Raw genomic sequence first — 19390 nt, 5'->3', positions numbered from 1 at the left:
ATTGGAGCGCCGCCGGTCGCCCTGCCGGTGCACTCGTGGAGGAGCCGCCGTTGCGTCAGGCCGTCATCGGTGGGGCACTGCTCGTGGTCGGCGCCGTCTGCGTGGCCCTCGGACTGCTGCCCCTGCACGACCTCGCCACCCTCGCCGACCGGGTCGTCCCCGTGCTGGCGTTCGTGCTCGGACTCACGATCGTCGCCGAGCTGGCGGCCGACGCGGGCGTGTTCGACCGGCTCGCCGACCTCGCGGCACGCGTCGGGGGAGGCCGCACGATCGGCCTCTGGGGCGCGGTCGTCGTGCTCGCCGTGGTGTGCACGGTGTTCCTGTCGATCGACACGACCGCGGTGCTGCTCACCCCCATCGTCATCACCCTCGCCCGCCGGGTCGGCCTGCCGCCGATGCCGTTCGCCCTGACCACCGTCTGGCTCGCGAACACGGCGTCGCTGCTGCTGCCGGTGTCGAACCTGACGAACCTGCTCGCCGTGGACCGCATCGGCCTCGACGGCCCGATCCCGTTCGCGGGCCTCATGGTGTGGGCCGCGCTGGCCGGGGTGGTCGTGCCCTGCGCGGTGCTCCTCGTGGTGTTCCGCGGGCGGCTGTTCGGCCGCTACACGCCCGTCTCGGTCCGGCAGTCGACGGACCCCGTCTTCTTCTGGTCGGCCTCCGGCGTGCTCGTCGCGCTCGTCGTCGCGCTCACCGCCGGCGTCACCGTCTGGGTCGCCGCCATCGCCGCCGCCGTGGTCCTCCTCGTCGTCGCGGCGTTCCGGGCGCCGTCCGAGCTCAGGCCGTCGCGGGTGCCGTGGTCGACGCTGGTGTTCGCGGCCGGGCTGTTCGTCGTGGTCGAGACCCTGCACACCACCGGGCTCACCGACCCGATCGTGCGGGCGCTGTCCGGCGGCACCGACACCGGATCGCTCCTCGTGCTCGGTGGTGCCGGGGCGCTGGCGGCCAACGCGATCGACAACCTGCCCGCGTACCTGGTGCTCGAGCCGGCCGCCGGGCACGAGGCCCTGCGCTACGCGGCGCTCCTCGTCGGCGTGAACGCGGGGTGCCTCATCACGCCGTGGGCCTCGCTGGCGACGCTGCTCTGGCACGCGCGGCTCTCGGCCGAGGGCGTCCGTCTGTCGTGGGGGAAGTACATGGCGCTCGGGTGCGTGGTCGCCCCGCTCACCGTCGTCGCCGGCGTGCTCGCGCTCGGGCTGTAGCCCGCGCTACAGCCAGTCCTTCGCCTTGAACACGCGGTACAGCACGAGCGACGACGCGACGATGAGCGCCAGGGACGCGAAGAGCCCGCCCCACTGACCCTCGCCCGGGAAGGTCACGTTCTGCCCGAAGAACCCCGTGATCGCCGTCGGGATCGCGATGATCGCCGCCCAGCTCGTCACCTTCTTCATCACCGTGTTCTGCCGGTTCGACGCGAGGTTGAGGCTCGTGTCGAGCACGCTCGACACCGCGTCGCGCAGCTGGTCGACGGAGTCCGCGATCGACACGAGGTGGTCCTCGACGTCACGGAAGTACGGGCGGATGCCGTCGGAGATCGACTCGGCGTCGCCGTGCAGCAGCGATGCGACGCTGTCCCGGGTGGGGACGACCTGCCGCCGGAGGACGCCGAGCGCCTTCCGCAGCCGGAACGCCCGGCGCTGGATCTGCTGCTCGCGGGGGTCGCCCTGCTCGAACAGGTCGTCCTCGAGGTCGTCGATCCGGCGTTCGATGTCCTCGATCGTGCTCGTGGCGTGGTCGGTGACCGCGTCGAGCAGCCCCCACAGGAGCCACGGGACCCCGTGGTCGGCGATGTCGGCGTTCGCGTCGAGCCGCCGCTCGACCGCACCGGTGTCGACGTCGGCGCCGTGGATCGTGACGAGGGCGTGCTTCGTGACGAACGCCTTCACCTCGTGGGTGACGAGGTCCCCGTCGGCGTCGAGCCCCTCGACGTCGTAGACGACCAGGAACAGGCTGTCCCGGTACCGGTCGAGCTTCGGGCGCTGACCGCGCTCGACGGCGTCCTCGACCGCGAGGGCGTGGATGCCCAGTTCCTCCTCGACCTGCTCGAGGTCGGCGGCCGCCGGGTCGGTGTAGTCCACCCAGACGAACGTGTCGTCGCCCTCGATGAGGTCGGAGACCCGGTCGACCGGGAAGTCCCGTTCCGTCGCGTGTCCGTTCCGCCACGCCCGTGTCACGACCATGCCGACGAGCCTACTGAGCGGGCCGGCGCACCCGCCGCAGGCTGTCCGGCCCGGTCACCACAGCTGTCCGGACCCGCAGCCACCGGCCCGAAGCCGCCGAACCGCCGTGAATCGGCTGTCGGTGCGCTGGTAACTTACGCCTGAACCCGGCGCTCGAGCCGGGCGGAACGGAGACTCCACCACCCCATGGCATCACCCCGCACCGAACAGACCCGGTACTCCTTCGTCGTCGCCTCGAACCGCCTGCCGGTGGACCGTGTCGTCGACGAGGACGGCAACGAGGGCTGGCGGCACTCGCCCGGTGGCCTGGTCACCGCACTCGAGCCGGTGATGCGCGCGAACGAGGGCGCCTGGGTCGGCTGGGTGGGACAACCCGACGTCGAGGTGGAGCCGTTCGACAACGAGGGGATCCACATCGTCCCGGTGCCCCTCAGCGCCGACGACGTGCAGGACTACTACGAGGGCTTCAGCAACGACACGCTCTGGCCGCTCTACCACGACGTCATCGAGCACCCGAGCTACCACCGTGACTGGTGGAACGCCTACCAGCGCGTCAACGAGCGCTTCGCCCAGCAGATCGCCGAGATCGTCGAGCAGGACGGCATCGTCTGGGTGCAGGACTACCAACTGCAGCTCGTCCCGGCGCTCCTCCGCGAACGCCGCCCCGACGTCACGATCGGCTTCTTCAACCACATCCCGTTCCCGCCGGTCGGCATCTACGCCCAGCTGCCGTGGCGTGCACAGATCCTCGACGGGCTGCTCGGCGCGGACGTGATCGGGTTCCAGCGGCACGACGACGCCAGCGACTTCCTCCGCGCGGTGCGGCACATCAAGGGCTACACGACCAAGGGCACCACGATCGACGTGCCGGTCGACGACCCCGAGGCTCCTCGGAGCCGCAAGGGGATCACGGTCCGTCACGTCGAGGCGCGGCACTTCCCGATCTCGATCGACGCCGAGAGCTTCGAGGACATCGCCAGGAAGCCCGAGGTCCAGGAGCGTGCCCGCGAGATCCGTGCCGGGCTCGGCAACCCGAAGACCGTCCTGCTCGGCGTCGACCGGCTCGACTACACGAAGGGCATCCGGCACCGCATCAAGGCGTTCGGCGAGCTCATCGAGGACGGCCGCCTCCGTGTCGAGGACGCCACGCTGGTGCAGGTCGCGAGCCCCAGCCGCGAGCGCGTCGACTCCTACCGGATGCTCCGCGACGAGATCGAGCTGAGCGTCGGCCGGATCAACGGCGACCTCGGCACCATCGGCCACCAGCCGATCTCCTACCTGCACCACGGCTACCCGCGCGAGGAGATGGTCGCGCTCTACCTGGCGGCGGACATCATGCTCGTCACGGCCCTCCGCGACGGCATGAACCTCGTCGCGAAGGAGTACGTCGCGACCCGCTTCGACAACGACGGCGTCCTCATCCTCTCCGAGTTCGCCGGCGCCGCCGACGAGCTGAAGCAGGCCGTCATCATCAACCCGCACGACATCGGCGCCCTCAAGGACTCGATCGAGCGCGCGATCGAGATGCCCCGACGCGAACGCTCGACCCGGATGCGCGCGCTCCGGAAGCGCGTGCGCGACAACGACGTGGCCCGGTGGTCGCGCTCCTTCCTGGAAGCGCTCGACCGCCACGCCCCACGGAACGCGCGGATCGACCCGTCGGCGACCGAGCCGGCGGACCGCCACCGCGAGGCGCAGACCGACAACATGTCGATCTTCGACGAGGACGCCCAGACCGCGCGTGCGGCCGAGGACACCCGGGAGGCACGTGATGCGTGACGAGACCACCGCGACGGCCGACCTGACGGCGGCCCTCGAGACGCTCGCGGCTGCGCCGCGACTCCTCGTCGCCCTCGACTTCGACGGCACGCTGGCGCCCTTCGCCGACGACCCGTCCGAGGTCGGGGCGCTGCCGGGTTCGTGGGCGGCCGTCCTCACCCTGCAGCGGGCGGCGGACACCGAGGTGGTGCTCGTCTCCGGGCGGCCGCTCGGCAGCCTCGCCGCGGTGACCCACGCGCCGGCCGGGATGGCGCTCGTCGGGTCGCACGGCGTCGAGTGGCGGGTCGACGGCCACGACGAAGCAGCGCTCTCGGACGACGAGGTCGCCCGGGTCGCACGCATCGGTGCGGCGCTCGACGAGGTCGGCGCGCGGTTCCCGGGTGTCGTCATCGAGCACAAGCCCGCCGGGCACGGCGTGCACACCCGCCGGGTGAGCGCCGAGGTCGCTGCCGAGGCGAACGCCGCCGCGAGCAGCGCGGCGCACGAGGCCGACGCCGACGTCCTCGAACGCGGCGGCAAGGACATCCTCGAGTTCGCCGTCCGGCACGTGACCAAGGGCGACGCGATCGCCCGCCTGCGCGAGCTGCGCGGTGCCGACGCGGTGTTCTTCGCCGGTGACGACGTCACCGATGAGGACGGCTTCCGCGTGCTCGGTGACGGCGACGTCGGCGTGAAGGTGGGGGAGGGCGACACGCTCGCCCGCCACCGTGTCGCCGATCCGGCGGCGCTGACCGACGTCCTGAAGCAGCTGGCTCGCCTCCGAGCGGTGCGCTGACCAAGGCGATCCGCGCCTCCAGGCCCGGTTTTCGCATGCGAACGCATGGTGTTGTCCGGTTGGTATCCCAACTGCGCCTAGACTCGCTCCATGCCTGATATCGACGTCAAGCCGCGCAGCCGGGTCGTCACCGACGGGATCGAAGCGACCACCTCGCGTGGCATGCTCCGGGCCGTCGGCATGGGGGACGAGGACTGGGAGAAGCCGCAGATCGGCATCGCCTCGTCCTGGAACGAGATCACCCCGTGCAACCTCTCCCTCGACCGCCTCGCGCAGGGGGCGAAGGAGGGCGTGCACTCCGGCGGGGGCTACCCGCTGCAGTTCGGCACCATCTCCGTCTCCGACGGCATCTCGATGGGGCACGAGGGCATGCACTTCTCCCTCGTCTCGCGTGAGGTCATCGCGGACAGCGTCGAGACCGTCGTGAACGCCGAGCGCCTCGACGGCACCGTCCTGCTCGCCGGCTGCGACAAGTCGCTGCCGGGGATGCTGATGGCCGCCGCCCGACTCGACCTGGCGAGCGTCTTCCTCTACGCGGGCTCGGTCATGCCGGGCTACGTCAAGCAGGCCGACGGCACCTTCAAGGAGGTGACGATCATCGACTCCTTCGAGGGCGTCGGTGCGTGCAAGGCCGGCACCATGTCGGAAGAAGAGCTCAAGAAGATCGAGTGCGCGATCGTCCCGGGCGAAGGCGCCTGCGGCGGCATGTACACGGCGAACACCATGGCGTCGGTCGCCGAGGCCCTCGGCATGTCCCTCCCGGGCAGCGCCGCGCCGCCCAGCGCCGACCGTCGTCGCGACTACTACGCGCACCGCTCCGGCGAGGCCGTGGTGAACATGCTCCGCAAGGGCATCACCGCGCGCCAGATCCTGACGAAGGAGGCGTTCGAGAACGCCATCGCCGTCGCCATGGCACTCGGAGGCTCCACCAACGTCGTCCTCCACCTCCTCGCGATCGCGCACGAGGCCGAGGTCGAGCTCTCCCTGGACGACTTCAACCGGATCGGCTCGAAGGTCCCGCACCTCGCCGACATGAAGCCGTTCGGCAAGTACGTCATGGTCGACGTGGACCGCAACGGCGGCATCCCGGTGATCATGAAGGCGCTGCTCGACGCCGGACTGCTGCACGGCGACGTCATGACCGTGACCGGCAAGACCCTCGCCGAGAACCTCGCCGCGATCGACCCGCCGGAGCTCGACGGCGAGGTGTTCCGCAAGCTCGACAACCCGATCCACGCGACCGGTGGCCTGACGATCCTGCAGGGCACGTTCGCCCCCGAGGGCGCCGTGGTGAAGACCGCTGGCTTCGACGCCGAGGTGTTCGAGGGCCCCGCGCGGGTGTTCGACCGCGAGCGCGCCGCGATGGACGCCCTCACCGAGGGGAAGATCCAGAAGGGCGACGTCGTCGTCATCCGCTACGAGGGCCCCAAGGGCGGCCCGGGCATGCGCGAGATGCTCGCCATCACCGCGGCCATCAAGGGCGCGGGCCTCGGCAAGGATGTACTACTGTTGACGGACGGACGATTCTCAGGCGGCACAACCGGCCTGTGCATCGGCCACATCGCACCGGAAGCAGTGGACGCAGGTCCAGTCGCCTTCGTGCGCGATGGCGACCGCATCCGTGTCGACATCGCGGCTCGCTCGCTCGACCTACTGGTCGACGACGCCGAGCTGGAAGCCCGCCGCGAAGGCTGGGCCCCGCTGCCCCCGCGCTACACCCGCGGAGTCCTCGCGAAGTACGCGAAGCTCGTCCAGTCCGCCGCCAAGGGCGCGGTCACGGGCTAGCGTCGACACACGCACCATCGCCACCTCTCCAGGCAAGGACCACCTCATGCCCACGGAAGCCACTCCGCTGTCCGCGGCCGCCGGTGCACGCCGGACGCCGGAGATCCTGACCGGGTCGGGAGCCGTCCTCCGGACGCTCGAGCACCTCGGGATCACCGACGTCTTCGGCCTGCCGGGCGGTGCCATCATCCCGTTCTACGACGAGCTGATGGCGTCCACGACGATCCGCCACATCCTCGTCCGTCACGAGCAGGGCGCCGGCCACGCCGCCGAGGGCTACGCCTCGGCGTCGGGCAAGGTCGGCGTCGCCATCGCGACGTCCGGGCCCGGCGCGACGAACCTCGTCACCGCCATCGCCGACGCCTACATGGACTCGGTGCCCTTCATCGCGATCACCGGTCAGGTCTTCTCGACGCTGATGGGGACCGACGCGTTCCAGGAAGCCGACATCGTCGGCATCACGATGCCGATCACGAAGCACTCGTTCCTGGTGACCGACCCGGCCGACGTGCCGGCGACGTTGGCCGCGGCGCACCTCATCGCGACGACCGGACGCCCCGGGCCGGTGCTGGTCGACATCACGAAGGACGCCCAGCAGAAGTCGGCGCCCTACGTCTGGCCGCCGAAGATCGACCTGCCCGGCTACCGCCCGGTCACCAAGGCGCACGGCAAGCAGATCGCCGCGGCCGCGCAACTCCTCGCCGCGTCGCAGCGCCCAGTGCTCTACGTCGGCGGCGGCGTCATCCGCTCCCGCGCGACCGCCGAGCTGCTCCGCTTCGCGGAGGCCACCGGTGCGCCGGTCGTGACGACGCTGATGGCACGCGGCGCCTTCCCGGACTCGCACCCGCAGCACCTCGGCATGCCCGGCATGCACGGCACCGTCCCGGCGGTGCTCGGCCTGCAGGACAGCGACCTCATCATCGCGCTCGGCGCCCGCTTCGACGACCGTGTGACCGGCAAGGCCGACGAGTTCGCGCCGAACGCCAAGGTCGTGCACGTCGACATCGACCCCGCCGAGATCTCGAAGATCCGCTTCGCCGACGTCCCGATCGTGGGCGACGCGCGCGAGGTCCTGGTCGACCTGCTCGACGCCTGGGACGGCATCGCCGTCGACGACCGCGCATCGACCGACGAGTGGTGGACGAAGCTCCGCCAGCTCAAGGTCGACTTCCCGCTCGGGTACGCGGAGCCGACCGACGGCCTGCTCGCCCCGCAGGGGATCATCCGGCGCATCGGGGAGCTGAGCGGCCCCGAGGCCGTCTACGCCTCCGGTGTCGGTCAGCACCAGATGTGGTCCGCGCAGTTCATCAAGTACGAGCGGCCGAACGCCTGGCTCAACTCCGGCGGCGCCGGCACGATGGGCTACTCGGTGCCCGCAGCGATGGGCGCGAAGGTCGCCGAGCCGGACCGCGTGGTCTGGGCGATCGACGGCGACGGCTGCTTCCAGATGACGAACCAGGAACTCGCGACCTGCGTCATCAACGACATCCCGATCAAGGTCGCGATCATCAACAACTCGTCGCTCGGCATGGTGCGGCAGTGGCAGACGCTGTTCTACGACGGCCGCCACTCGTTCACCGACCTCGAGACCGGCCACGACTCGCGCCGGGTGCCGGACTTCGTGAAGCTGGCGGACGCGTACGGCGCGCTCGGTATCCGCGTCGAGAAGGCGGACGAGGTCGACGCCGCCATCACGCTGGCCCTCGAGACGAACGACCGCCCCGTGGTGATCGACTTCGTGGTGAGCCGTGACTCGATGGTCTGGCCGATGGTCCCGCAGGGTGTCAGCAACTCGTCCATCGAGTACGCCCAGGCCCTCGCACCCACCTGGGACGACGAGGACGCCGACATGACGGGGGAAACCGCATGAGCCACGTCCTCTCCCTCCTCGTCGAGGACAAGCCGGGTCTGCTGACGCGCGTCGCGGGCCTGTTCGCCCGCCGCGGGTTCAACATCGAGTCGCTCGCCGTCGGCAACACCGAGGTGGACGGCCTGAGCCGGATCACCGTCGTCGTCGACGTCGAGGACCTCCCGCTCGAGCAGGTGACGAAGCAGCTCAACAAGCTCGTCAACGTCATCAAGATCGTCGAGCTGGACTTCTCGCAGTCCGTCCAGCGCGAGCACATGCTCGTGAAGGTCCGTGTCGACAACCAGACGCGCTCGGCCGTGCTCGAGGCAGTGAACCTGTTCCGCGCCCAGGTCGTCGACGTCGCGAACGACTCGCTCATCGTCGAGGTGACCGGCGACCCCGGCAAGATCCAGGCGATCCTCCGCGTGCTCGAGCCCTACGGCATCAAGGAGCTCGCCCGTGCGGGCCTCCTCGGCATGGGCCGCGGTCCGAAGAGCATCACCGACCGGGTGCGCTGACCGCGCCCCGTGACGGCCAGGAGGCGCGGGTCGCCACCAGCACCGCGCCTCCTGTCCGTCTCCACCAGACTCAGCAACGAACGCTTCCCAACCGACCACAGGAGAACCACCACCGTGACTGACATCGTGTACGACGCCGACGCCGACCTGACGCTCATCCAGGGCAAGAAGGTCGCCGTCATCGGGTACGGCTCGCAGGGCCACGCCCACGCCCTCAACCTCCGCGACTCCGGTGTCGAGGTCAAGATCGGCCTGCAGGAGGGTTCGAAGAGCCGTCAGAAGGCCGAAGAGGCCGGCTTCGAGGTGCACACCCCGGCCGAGGTCACGAAGTGGGCGGACGTCGTCGTCATCCTCGCGCCGGACCAGGTCCAGCGCATCGTCTACAAGGACGACATCGAGCCGAACCTCAAGCCGGGCGCGACGCTCGTCTTCGGCCACGGCTTCAACATCCGCTACGGCTACATCCAGGCACCCGAGGGCGTCGACGTCTCCCTCGTCGCGCCGAAGGGCCCGGGCCACACCGTGCGCCGCGAGTACGAGGCCGGCCGTGGCGTCCCCGTCATCGTCGCCGTCGAGGTCGACGCGTCCGGGTCCGCCTGGGACCTCGCGTGGTCGTACTCGAAGGCCATCGGCGGACTCCGCTCCGGCGGCATCAAGACGACCTTCACCGAGGAGACCGAGACCGACCTGTTCGGTGAGCAGGCCGTCCTCTGCGGTGGCACGTCGCAGCTCATCCAGTACGGCTTCGAGACCCTGGTCGAGGCGGGCTACCAGCCGCAGATCGCCTACTTCGAGGTGCTGCACGAGCTGAAGCTCATCGTCGACCTGATCTGGGAGGGTGGCCTCACCAAGCAGCGCTGGTCGATCTCGGACACGGCCGAGTTCGGTGACTACGTCTCCGGCCCGCGCGTGATCTCGCCCGAGGTCAAGGAGAACATGAAGGCCGTCCTCGCGGACATCCAGAACGGTGCCTTCGCCAAGCGCTTCATCGAGGACCAGGACGCCGGCGCACCGGAGTTCAAGGCGCTCCGTGCGAAGGGCGAGGGCCACCCGATCGAGGCCACCGGCCGCGAGCTGCGTGCGCTCTTCGCGTGGAAGTCGAACGACGCCGACTACGTGGACGGTTCCGCGGCGCGGTAGTCTTCCGACACCACTCGACCCCGAGCGGCGGTGCACCCGCACCGCCACTCGACTCCCGAGGCGGCGGTGCACCCGCACCGCCGCCTCGCGATGTGACCCGAACGTTATGCAGCAGCTCTTCACCCGCCCCGACGCCGTGAACCGGCGTCCCCGTGGCGTGCGCGCGGCCGTCGCGCGCCCGTCGTCGTCCGCCCTGGCCGGGGCCGGTCGAGAACGTACCGATCGGCATGGGAGGATCGTCGGATGGCGGTGACGAAGCGAGCGGTCCACATCGGCGCCGGCAAGATCGGGCGCGGGTTCGTGGGACAGTTCCTGGTCGCGAGCGGCTACGAGCTCACCTTCGTCGACGTCGACGACCGCGTGGTCTCGGCCCTCAACGAGGCCGGCCGCTTCGTGGTGCACGAGGTCGGCGAGATGCCGGTCGAGCACCTCGTCTACGGCTTCCGTGCGCTGAGCAGCAAGACCGACCGCGAGCACGTCATCCGGGCCATCGCCGAGGCCGACGTCGTCACCACGGCCGTCGGTGCCCGGACGCTCCCGCTGGTCGCCCCGATCATCGCCGAGGGGCTCGCGGCCCGTCCGCTCGACCGCGGCGACGTCACGATCGTCGCCTGCGAGAACGCGTTCAACGCGACGGACTCGCTGCACGCCAGCATCCGGCGCGCCCCCATCCTCGAGGACCGCGACATCGCCGCCGTCTTCGCGAACTGTGCCATCGACCGCATCGTGCCGGACCAGTCCGGCGTGCTCGGGCAGTCCGGCGGCCTCGACGTCGTGCTCGAGCCCTTCTACGAGTGGGTGATCGAGCGCACCCCGTTCGCCGGATCCGGTTCGGAACCGCCGGAGATCGACGGCGTGACGTGGGTCGACGACCTGCAGCCGTTCGTCGAGCGGAAGCTCTACACCGTGAACACCGCCCACGCGACGGCCGCCTACCACGGCTACGTCCGGGGCATCCGTCTCATCCGTGAGGCACTCGAGGACGAGGCCGTGCGCGCCGAGGTCGACGGGGTCCTCGCCGAGACGACGGCCCTGCTCGTCGCGAAGCACGGCTTCGACCCGGAGGAGCACGCACGCTACGTCGCGGCGAACCTCTCCCGGATCGCGAACCCGCACCTGCCGGACACCACGGTCCGGGTCGGCCGGAACCCGCTCCGGAAGCTCGGCCGCCGGGAGCGCTTCGTCGGTCCCGCGGCGCAGCTCGCCGAGCGCGGGCTCCCCGTCGACCACCTGCTCGGCGCGGTCCGCGTGGCCCTCGACTTCGACGACGAGAACGACCCCGAGTCGATCGAGCTGCACGCGCTCCTCCGCTCCGGCGCCACCGCGCACGCGCTCACCGAGATCCTCACCGGCCTCATGGAGAGCCACCCGCTGTTCCCGGCCGTCCGCGACGTCGTCGCCGAGGTGCTCGAGACGCAGCCCGCCGACGTCTGACCCGTTCCGCGCGAGCCGCTCCCAGCCGACGCATGGTCTCGTCACGAGCGCGTCCCTCGTAGAATCGGTGCATGACCACGGCAGCATCCCCGCCCGACGGCTCGGTCGACCACGACGACGACGCCCTCAGCTGGGGCGACGCCGACGACGCGACCCACGTCGACGCGGCGCACAACCCGGTCGCCGTGAAGGACCGCGGCACCCGTGACCCCGAGGCGCCCGAGACCTCCGGCGCCCTCGTCGGGTTCGGCGTGTTCGGCGGTCTCTACCTGCTCTACACGGTGGCGTGGCTGCTCACGGCATCGACCTCCTACGTCTCGAACGTCGACACCGTCCTCACGGTCTTCGTCGAGGTCCTGCGCTTCCTGTCGATCGTCGCGCCGGCGCTCTGGTTCACCGTCGTCCTCTGGGCCGGTCGTGGCCGTCGGACCCGCACCCGGCTGCTCTGGATGCTGCTCGGCGCGCTCGTGCTGTTCCCGTGGCCGTTCCTCATGACCCGGAGCTTCGGGTGACCGCCGCGACGCCGACCGTCCGTCGGCCCGCGGCTCCACTGGTCGGCCGGATCGTGGTCTGGCTCGTCTTCGCCGTCCTCTTCGCCTACATGACCGTGCAGGCCGTGGGCAACATGTCGCAGATCTCGCAGAAGGTCGACGAGTTCAACGCGTTCCTCAGCACGACCTCGGGCGGCGACTCGCTCCAGTCGAGCACGCCGTGGGTGTGGCTGGTCCTCGACATCCTGATCGCGCCGGTCGCCTTCGTGACGGCGCTCGTGATCACCCGACGGTCGACCCTCGCGGTGACCGTCGCCGTCTTCGTGGTCGCCTTCGCGGCCGCCGGCGCACTGTGGCTGGACCTGCAGCTCTTCGTGCCCAGCCTCCTCCAGTTCTGAGGCTCCTCCAGTTCTGACGCCTGCTCCGGTCCCGGAGACGCTCACGTGACGGCCTGGAGGCGCGTGTCGACCCCGCCACGCGCCTCCAGGCCGTCATGCGGTTCTCCACAGGGCCGTCGCTGCGGTCGTCACGACCGGCGCACGTCGATACGATGGTGGGATACCGCCCGTCTCGTGTGAGGAACTGCAGCTGTGCCGAAGCCGGTCGTCCTGATCGCCGAAGAACTCTCGCCCGCCACAGTCGACGCCCTCGGGCCCGACTTCGAGATCCGGAACGTGGACGGTACCGACCGTGCCGCGCTCCTGGCCTCCCTCGCCGATGCGCACGCCGTCCTGGTGCGTTCCGCCACCAAGGTCGACGCCGAGGCGATCGCCGCGGCCCCGAACCTCAAGGTCGTCGCCCGTGCCGGCGTCGGCCTCGACAACGTCGACATCAAGGCGGCCACGACCGCCGGGGTGATGGTCGTGAACGCGCCGACGTCGAACATCATCTCGGCGGCCGAGCTCACGGTCGGTCACATCCTGTCGCTCGCGCGGCACATCCCGGCCGCGCACGCGTCGCTCGCCGCCGGCACCTGGAAGCGCTCCGCGTACACCGGTGTCGAGCTCTACGAGAAGACGGTCGGCATCATCGGCCTCGGCCGCATCGGTGCGCTCATCACGCAGCGGCTGCAGGCGTTCGGCGTCCAGGTGATCGCGTACGACCCGTACGTCACCACGGCGCGGGCCCAGCAGCTCGGGGTGGAGCTCGTGTCGCTCGACGACCTCCTGAAGCGCTCCGACTTCATCACGATCCACATGCCGAAGACCCCGGAGACGCTGGGCATGCTGTCGGACGCGCAGTTCGCGCTGATGAAGCCGACCGCGTTCGTCGTCAACGTCGCGCGCGGTGGCCTGATCGACGAGGACGCCCTGCACCGGGCGCTCACCTCGAACACGATCGCCGGCGCGGGCCTCGACGTCTTCGTGTCGGAGCCGCCGAAGGACTCGCCGCTCGTCTCCCTGCCGAACGTCGTCGTCACGCCGCACCTCGGTGCGTCGACCGACGAAGCGCAGGAGAAGGCAGGCGTCTCGGTCGCCAAGTCGGTGCGTCTCGCGCTCGGGGGCGAACTCGTCCCGGACGCCGTGAACGTCGCCGGCGGCGTCATCGACTCGTACGTCCGTCCGGGCATCCCGCTCGTCGAGAAGCTCGGCCAGGTCTTCACCGGCCTCGCCACCTCGCCGGTCACGAGCATCGACGTCGAGGTGCACGGCGAGCTCGCCGCGTACGACGTGAGCGTGCTCAAGCTCGCAGCGCTCAAGGGCGTCTTCACCGACGTCGTCAGCGACCAGGTGTCCTACGTCAACGCCCCGCTCATCGCGGAGCAGCGCGGGGTCACCGTCCGGCTCATCACCGATGCGGACAGCTCCGAGTACCGCAATGTGCTCACCATCCGCGGCGCCCAGTCCGACGGTCCGGCGATCAGCGTGTCCGGCACGCTCACCGGGCCGAAGCAGGTGGCGAAGTTGGTCGAGATCAACGGTCACGACGTCGAGGTCGCCCTCGCCGAGCACCACGTGGTGATGGTCTACACGGACCGCCCGGGCATCGTCGCCGTGTACGGCAAGGAGTTCGGCGAGGCCGGCATCAACATCGCGGCGATGCAGATCTCGCGCGAGGCCGCCGGCGGTCAGGCGCTCAGCGTCCTCACCGTCGACTCGCCGGTCCCCGCCGAGATCCTCGAGCACGTCCGGTCCACGATCGACGCGGCGTCGCTCCGCGAGATCGACATCACGCTGTAGGGGAGTGGCGGACATGACGCAGAAGATCAGCCTCGCGGTGATCCGCGGCGACGGCATCGGACCCGAGGTCATCGACGAGGCACTCAAGGTGCTGCACGCGGTGCTCCCCGACGACCTCGTCGTCGAGGAGACCCCGTTCTCCCTCGGTGCCACACGGTTCCTCGAGACCGGCGACATCCTGACCGACGACGACATGTCCGCCATCGCCACCCACGACGCGATCCTGCTCGGCGCGGTGGGCGGTGACCCGCGTGACCCCCGGCTCGCCGGCGGGATCATCGAGCGCGGGCTGCTGCTCAAGCTGCGCTTCGCGTTCGACCACTACGTCAACCTGCGTCCGACGAAGGTGTACGACGCCGTGGCGACGCCGCTCGCCGCACCGGGCGACGTCGACTTCGTCGTCGTGCGTGAGGGCACCGAGGGTCCCTACGTCGGCAACGGTGGGGCGATCCGGACGGGTACTCCGCACGAGATCGCGACCGAGGTCTCGCTGAACACCGCGTTCGGCGTCGAGCGGGTCGTCCGCTACGCCTTCGAGCTGGCGGACCGGCGCACCCGGAAGCACCTCACGCTCGTGCACAAGAGCAACGTCCTCGTGCACGCCGGCGCCCTCTGGCAGCGCACCGTGGCGGCCGTCGCGCAGGAGTTCCCGGACGTCACCGTGGACTACCAGCACGTCGACGCGGTCACCATCCACATGGTCCGGGAACCTGCTAGGTTCGACGTCATCGTCACGGACAACCTCTTCGGCGACATCATCACCGATCTGGCTGGCGCGATCAGCGGCGGCATCGGTCTGGCGGCCTCGGGCAACATCAACCCGGACGGCACCTTCCCCAGCATGTTCGAGCCGGTCCACGGCTCCGCGCCGGACATCGCGGGTCAGCAGAAGGCCGATCCGACGGCCGCCATCCTGTCCGTCGCACTGCTGCTCGACCACATCGGTCGCAGCGACCTCGCGACGGCGGTCACGCGGGCCGTCGAGGCAGACCTGGCCGACCGGGGCACCTCGCAGCGTCGCACGGCCGAGATCGGCGACGCCATCGCCGCCGCGGCCACGGCACGCACCACCACCGCCTGACAGGAGTCTCCCCAGATGAGCACCGACACCGCCTTCGGACTCGAGTTCGCGACCACCCCCTCGCCGGAGCGCCGTGCGGCGGCCGAGCGTGAGGAGATCCTCGCGGACCCGGGCTTCGGCAAGCACTTCACCGACCACATGGCGACCGTGGAGTGGACGCTCGACGCCGGGTGGCACGACGCCTCGATCCACCCGTACGGGCCGCTCTCCCTCGACCCGAGCGCGAGTGTGCTGCACTACGCGCAGGAGATCTTCGAGGGGCTGAAGGCGTACCGCCACGCGGACGGCTCGGTCTGGTCCTTCCGTCCGGACGCGAACGCGCGCCGGTTCCAGCGGTCGGCGCGACGGCTCGCGTTGCCGGAGCTCCCGGTCGAGACCTTCGTCGAGTCGATCCGGCAGCTGGTGCAGACCGACGTCGACTGGGTCCCGTCGGCGCCCGAGACCAGCCTGTACCTGCGTCCGTTCATGATCGCGACGGAGTCCTTCCTCGGCGTCCGTGCGGCGCAGGAGGTCGCGTACCACTGCATCGCGAGCCCGGCCGGGGCGTACTTCACGTCCGGCCCGAAGCCCGTGTCGATCTGGCTCTCCACCGAGTACGCCCGCGCCGGCAAGGGCGGGACCGGTGCGGCGAAGACCGGCGGCAACTACGCGTCCTCACTGCTGCCCCAGCAGGAGGCGTACGAGCACGGTTGCCAGCAGGTCATGTTCCTCGACTCGGTCGAGGGCAAGTACCTCGAGGAGCTCGGTGGGATGAACGTCGTGCTCGTCAAGTCCGACGGCACGCTCGTGACGCCGGACTCGGACTCCATCCTCGAGGGCATCACGCGCGACTCGATCCTGCAGCTCGCCGAGGACCGGGGGCTGACCGTCGAGAAGCGGCGCGTGACCCTCGACGAATGGCGCGACGGCGTGGCGGACGGCTCGATCACCGAGGCGTTCGCGTGCGGCACGGCTGCCGTCGTGACCCCGATCGCGGAGCTCCGCGGCGAGGGCTTCACCATCGGTTCGCCGACGGTCGGCGCCGGCGAACTCACGATGTCCCTGCGCGACGAGCTCACCGACATCCAGTACGGCCGACGTGCCGACCCGCACGGGTGGATGACGCGCCTGACGGATCCGGCCTGACACCCATCCGGCGTCGGTAGGCTCCAACGGTGAAGATCGCACGGTTCAGCAGCAAGGGTGAAGACCCGCGGTACGGCATCCTCGACGAGCGCGACCTGGTCGTGTTGGCGGGGGACCCGATGTACCAGGGGTTCGAGACCACGGGGGAGCGGGTGCCGCTCCGGGACGCCAAGCTCCTGGCACCGGTGATCCCGCGGTCGAAGGTGATCGGGGTCGGGCTCAACTACGCCGAGCACGCGTCCGAGATGGACGAGCGTTCCGGTGACGACCCGGTGGTGTTCCTCAAGCCGAACACCTCGGTCATCGGCCCCGAGGACCCGATCCGGCTCCCCGCGGGGATCGGGCGCGTGGACCACGAGGGCGAACTCGCCATCGTGATCGGCTCGCTCGCCAAGAACGTCGCACGCGAGGACTTCGCGAGCGTCATCCTCGGGTACACGATCGCGAACGACGTGACCGCCCGTGACCTGCAGGCCCGCGACGGTCAGTGGACGCGGGCGAAGGGCTTCGACACGTTCTGCCCGCTCGGGCCGGCCATCGAGACCGAGATCGACCCGTCGGACATCCGCATCGAGACCCGCGTGGACGGCGACCTCCGTCAGGTGGGGTCCACGAGCGAGATGGTCCACGACATCCCGTTCCTCATCGAGTTCATCTCGTCGATCTGGACGCTCCTGCCCGGGGACGTCATCCTCACCGGAACGCCCGCCGGCGTCGGGGAGATCCGTGACGGCGAGGTCGTCGAGGTGACCATCTCCGGACTCGGCACGCTCAAGAACCCGGTCATCGCCCGCGTGTGAATCGACCCGGGGTGCGATCGATCCGATCCGACGCTCGTCCCGCACGACCCGAACGGCCCGCTCCCCACGTTGGAGCGGGCCGTTCCGCGTCCCCGTGCGGATCGGCGGCGCGACACGCCCGGGAGGCCGGGCCGGTTGGCGGCACCCCTGGGGCGTGTGTAAAGTAATCACTCGTTGCCACTGAGGCGGAGAACGAAACGGCCGAGACGGTCACCGGAGCGAGAGCCCCGGAGATGCAGTCCGGACGGGGTCCCGCTCAGACAACGAATCCCGATGAAGACCCACTCCTGTAGTGGTGCCTCCCGGGTGAAGACGAAATGCCTCTCTGGCGGAACCTCTTTCGGGGTCGAGCGGGGAGTGCGTCTGGTCCTTGAGAACTCAACAGCGTGCACATTGTCAATGCCAATTTATTGATTGACCTCGTGCCTGGTCGGCTTGCTGACCGGGTCATGAAGCAATTCCTTTTGGATTGAAGATTGTCAGTAGACAGTCAACAGTCAGAATCAACTCGCTGACACTTCGGTGTTGGTTGTAATTTTTTACGGAGAGTTTGATCCTGGCTCAGGACGAACGCTGGCGGCGTGCTTAACACATGCAAGTCGAACGATGATGCCCAGCTTGCTGGGTGGATTAGTGGCGAACGGGTGAGTAACACGTGAGTAACCTGCCCCTGACTCTGGGATAAGCGTTGGAAACGACGTCTAATACTGGATATGACTGCCGGCCGCATGGTCTGGTGGTGGAAAGATTTTTTGGTTGGGGATGGACTCGCGGCCTATCAGCTTGTTGGTGAGGTAATGGCTCACCAAGGCGACGACGGGTAGCCGGCCTGAGAGGGTGACCGGCCACACTGGGACTGAGACACGGCCCAGACTCCTACGGGAGGCAGCAGTGGGGAATATTGCACAATGGGCGAAAGCCTGATGCAGCAACGCCGCGTGAGGGATGACGGCCTTCGGGTTGTAAACCTCTTTTAGTAGGGAAGAAGCGAAAGTGACGGTACCTGCAGAAAAAGCACCGGCTAACTACGTGCCAGCAGCCGCGGTAATACGTAGGGTGCAAGCGTTGTCCGGAATTATTGGGCGTAAAGAGCTCGTAGGCGGTTTGTCGCGTCTGCTGTGAAATCCCGAGGCTCAACCTCGGGCTTGCAGTGGGTACGGGCAGACTAGAGTGCGGTAGGGGAGATTGGAATTCCTGGTGTAGCGGTGGAATGCGCAGATATCAGGAGGAACACCGATGGCGAAGGCAGATCTCTGGGCCGTAACTGACGCTGAGGAGCGAAAGCATGGGGAGCGAACAGGATTAGATACCCTGGTAGTCCATGCCGTAAACGTTGGGCGCTAGATGTAGGGACCTTTCCACGGTTTCTGTGTCGTAGCTAACGCATTAAGCGCCCCGCCTGGGGAGTACGGCCGCAAGGCTAAAACTCAAAGGAATTGACGGGGGCCCGCACAAGCGGCGGAGCATGCGGATTAATTCGATGCAACGCGAAGAACCTTACCAAGGCTTGACATACACCGGAAACGGCCAGAGATGGTCGCCCCCTTGTGGTCGGTGTACAGGTGGTGCATGGTTGTCGTCAGCTCGTGTCGTGAGATGTTGGGTTAAGTCCCGCAACGAGCGCAACCCTCGTTCTATGTTGCCAGCGCGTTATGGCGGGGACTCATAGGAGACTGCCGGGGTCAACTCGGAGGAAGGTGGGGATGACGTCAAATCATCATGCCCCTTATGTCTTGGGCTTCACGCATGCTACAATGGCCGGTACAAAGGGCTGCGATACCGTAAGGTGGAGCGAATCCCAAAAAGCCGGTCTCAGTTCGGATTGAGGTCTGCAACTCGACCTCATGAAGTCGGAGTCGCTAGTAATCGCAGATCAGCAACGCTGCGGTGAATACGTTCCCGGGCCTTGTACACACCGCCCGTCAAGTCATGAAAGTCGGTAACACCCGAAGCCGGTGGCCTAACCCTTGTGGAAGGAGCCGTCGAAGGTGGGATCGGTGATTAGGACTAAGTCGTAACAAGGTAGCCGTACCGGAAGGTGCGGCTGGATCACCTCCTTTCTAAGGAGCATCTGGTTCTGTGGCTGCCCCTTTGGGGTGGTGATGGGATCCAGGCGCCGAGTAACCCGAACGTGGTTGCCGGTAGCTCATGGGTGGAACATTGACAGTGCAGTTGGGAGTGATGCTTCCGATTTTTAGTACACCGGGCTTTGTCTGGTTGGAACGGGTCGGGGTGGAGCTGCTGGCTGGTGCA

Annotated in this window: 15 protein-coding genes and 1 rRNA gene; 15 read left to right on the top strand and 1 reads right to left on the bottom strand. The window is 68.8% G+C overall.

Annotation, left to right across the window (positions count from 1 at the left end; genetic code table 11):
* Window positions 1-50: 50 nt before the first annotated feature.
* Window positions 51-1202, top strand: coding sequence for an ArsB/NhaD family transporter (locus DEJ28_RS11515; protein ID WP_111114947.1), 1152 nt, complete (start codon window positions 51-53; stop codon window positions 1200-1202).
* A 6-nt stretch (window positions 1203-1208) separates the two neighbouring features.
* Here DEJ28_RS11515 and DEJ28_RS11510 read toward each other — a convergent pair whose 3' ends face one another.
* Window positions 1209-2180 carry a magnesium transporter CorA family protein gene (locus DEJ28_RS11510; RefSeq protein ID WP_111114925.1) on the bottom strand — a complete coding sequence of 324 codons (972 nt, stop codon included), beginning with the start codon at window positions 2178-2180 and terminating at the stop codon, window positions 1209-1211.
* Window positions 2181-2366: 186 nt separating this feature from the next.
* Here DEJ28_RS11510 and otsA point away from each other — a divergent pair, with 186 nt between their 5' ends.
* From otsA to DEJ28_RS11440, 14 genes are all read left to right on the top strand, one after another.
* Window positions 2367-3959 carry an alpha,alpha-trehalose-phosphate synthase (UDP-forming) gene (gene otsA, locus DEJ28_RS11505; protein ID WP_111114926.1) on the top strand — a complete coding sequence of 531 codons (1593 nt, stop codon included), beginning with the start codon at window positions 2367-2369 and terminating at the stop codon, window positions 3957-3959.
* A complete protein-coding gene (otsB, locus tag DEJ28_RS11500) occupies window positions 3952-4734 on the top strand; it encodes a trehalose-phosphatase (RefSeq protein ID WP_111114927.1) in 783 nt (260 codons plus the stop codon). Before otsA ends, otsB begins: the two co-directional genes overlap by 8 nt.
* Before the next feature lie 90 nt (window positions 4735-4824).
* The gene (gene ilvD, locus DEJ28_RS11495) at window positions 4825-6519 is read left to right on the top strand and encodes a dihydroxy-acid dehydratase (RefSeq protein ID WP_111114928.1); all 1695 of its coding nucleotides are present in this window, start codon (window positions 4825-4827) and stop codon (window positions 6517-6519) included.
* Window positions 6520-6565: 46 nt separating this feature from the next.
* Entirely contained in the window at window positions 6566-8389 is a 1824-nt protein-coding gene (locus tag DEJ28_RS11490) for an acetolactate synthase large subunit (RefSeq protein WP_111114929.1), read from the top strand.
* A complete protein-coding gene (ilvN, locus tag DEJ28_RS11485) occupies window positions 8386-8886 on the top strand; it encodes an acetolactate synthase small subunit (RefSeq protein WP_022907763.1) in 501 nt (166 codons plus the stop codon). Before DEJ28_RS11490 ends, ilvN begins: the two co-directional genes overlap by 4 nt.
* 114 nt (window positions 8887-9000) lie before the next feature.
* Window positions 9001-10026: a ketol-acid reductoisomerase gene (ilvC, locus tag DEJ28_RS11480; RefSeq protein WP_111114930.1), complete on the top strand. Its 1026-nt coding sequence runs from the start codon at window positions 9001-9003 to the stop codon at window positions 10024-10026.
* A 243-nt stretch (window positions 10027-10269) separates the two neighbouring features.
* On the top strand, window positions 10270-11460 hold the full coding sequence (locus DEJ28_RS11475) for a mannitol-1-phosphate 5-dehydrogenase (protein ID WP_111114931.1): 1191 nt from the start codon (window positions 10270-10272) through the stop codon (window positions 11458-11460).
* 71 nt (window positions 11461-11531) lie between these two features.
* Entirely contained in the window at window positions 11532-11972 is a 441-nt protein-coding gene (locus DEJ28_RS11470) for a hypothetical protein (protein WP_111114932.1), read from the top strand.
* The gene (locus DEJ28_RS11465) at window positions 11969-12349 is read left to right on the top strand and encodes a hypothetical protein (protein ID WP_111114933.1); all 381 of its coding nucleotides are present in this window, start codon (window positions 11969-11971) and stop codon (window positions 12347-12349) included. The genes DEJ28_RS11470 and DEJ28_RS11465 overlap by 4 nt, the downstream gene beginning before the upstream one ends.
* Window positions 12350-12541: 192 nt before the next feature.
* Complete coding sequence (serA, locus tag DEJ28_RS11460; protein WP_111114934.1) at window positions 12542-14131, top strand: phosphoglycerate dehydrogenase; 1590 nt, start codon at window positions 12542-12544, stop codon at window positions 14129-14131.
* Window positions 14132-14144: 13 nt separating this feature from the next.
* The gene (locus DEJ28_RS11455; RefSeq protein ID WP_111114948.1) at window positions 14145-15212 is read left to right on the top strand and encodes a 3-isopropylmalate dehydrogenase; all 1068 of its coding nucleotides are present in this window, start codon (window positions 14145-14147) and stop codon (window positions 15210-15212) included.
* 15 nt (window positions 15213-15227) lie between these two features.
* Window positions 15228-16337, top strand: coding sequence for a branched-chain amino acid aminotransferase (locus DEJ28_RS11450; protein ID WP_111114935.1), 1110 nt, complete (start codon window positions 15228-15230; stop codon window positions 16335-16337).
* Between the two features lie 29 nt (window positions 16338-16366).
* Window positions 16367-17137 (top strand): fumarylacetoacetate hydrolase family protein, encoded by a 771-nt coding sequence (locus DEJ28_RS11445; protein ID WP_111114936.1) that lies wholly within the window; start codon window positions 16367-16369, stop codon window positions 17135-17137.
* A 538-nt stretch (window positions 17138-17675) separates the two neighbouring features.
* Window positions 17676-19197 (top strand): 16S ribosomal RNA (locus tag DEJ28_RS11440).
* The last annotated feature ends 193 nt before the right edge of the window (window positions 19198-19390 follow it).

Source organism: Curtobacterium sp. MCPF17_002, from assembly GCF_003234115.2.
In the GTDB taxonomy this organism is placed as follows: Bacteria; Actinomycetota; Actinomycetes; order Actinomycetales; family Microbacteriaceae; genus Curtobacterium.
This window is presented reverse-complemented; position numbering and strand designations above follow the sequence as displayed.

What these genes read in the sequence shown, in the direction of transcription:
- DEJ28_RS11475 (WP_111114931.1), top strand. Translation starts at nt 10,270, where the DNA reads ATGGCGGTGACGAAGCGAGCGGTCCACATCGGCGCCGGCAAGATCGGG.
- otsA (WP_111114926.1), top strand. Translation starts at nt 2,367, where the DNA reads ATGGCATCACCCCGCACCGAACAGACCCGGTACTCCTTCGTCGTCGCC.
- DEJ28_RS11490 (WP_111114929.1), top strand. Translation starts at nt 6,566, where the DNA reads ATGCCCACGGAAGCCACTCCGCTGTCCGCGGCCGCCGGTGCACGCCGG.
- ilvN (WP_022907763.1), top strand. Translation starts at nt 8,386, where the DNA reads ATGAGCCACGTCCTCTCCCTCCTCGTCGAGGACAAGCCGGGTCTGCTG.
- DEJ28_RS11455 (WP_111114948.1), top strand. Translation starts at nt 14,145, where the DNA reads ATGACGCAGAAGATCAGCCTCGCGGTGATCCGCGGCGACGGCATCGGA.
- DEJ28_RS11510 (WP_111114925.1), bottom strand. Translation starts at nt 2,180, where the DNA reads ATGGTCGTGACACGGGCGTGGCGGAACGGACACGCGACGGAACGGGAC.
- DEJ28_RS11450 (WP_111114935.1), top strand. Translation starts at nt 15,228, where the DNA reads ATGAGCACCGACACCGCCTTCGGACTCGAGTTCGCGACCACCCCCTCG.
- otsB (WP_111114927.1), top strand. Translation starts at nt 3,952, where the DNA reads ATGCGTGACGAGACCACCGCGACGGCCGACCTGACGGCGGCCCTCGAG.
- DEJ28_RS11470 (WP_111114932.1), top strand. Translation starts at nt 11,532, where the DNA reads ATGACCACGGCAGCATCCCCGCCCGACGGCTCGGTCGACCACGACGAC.
- ilvD (WP_111114928.1), top strand. Translation starts at nt 4,825, where the DNA reads ATGCCTGATATCGACGTCAAGCCGCGCAGCCGGGTCGTCACCGACGGG.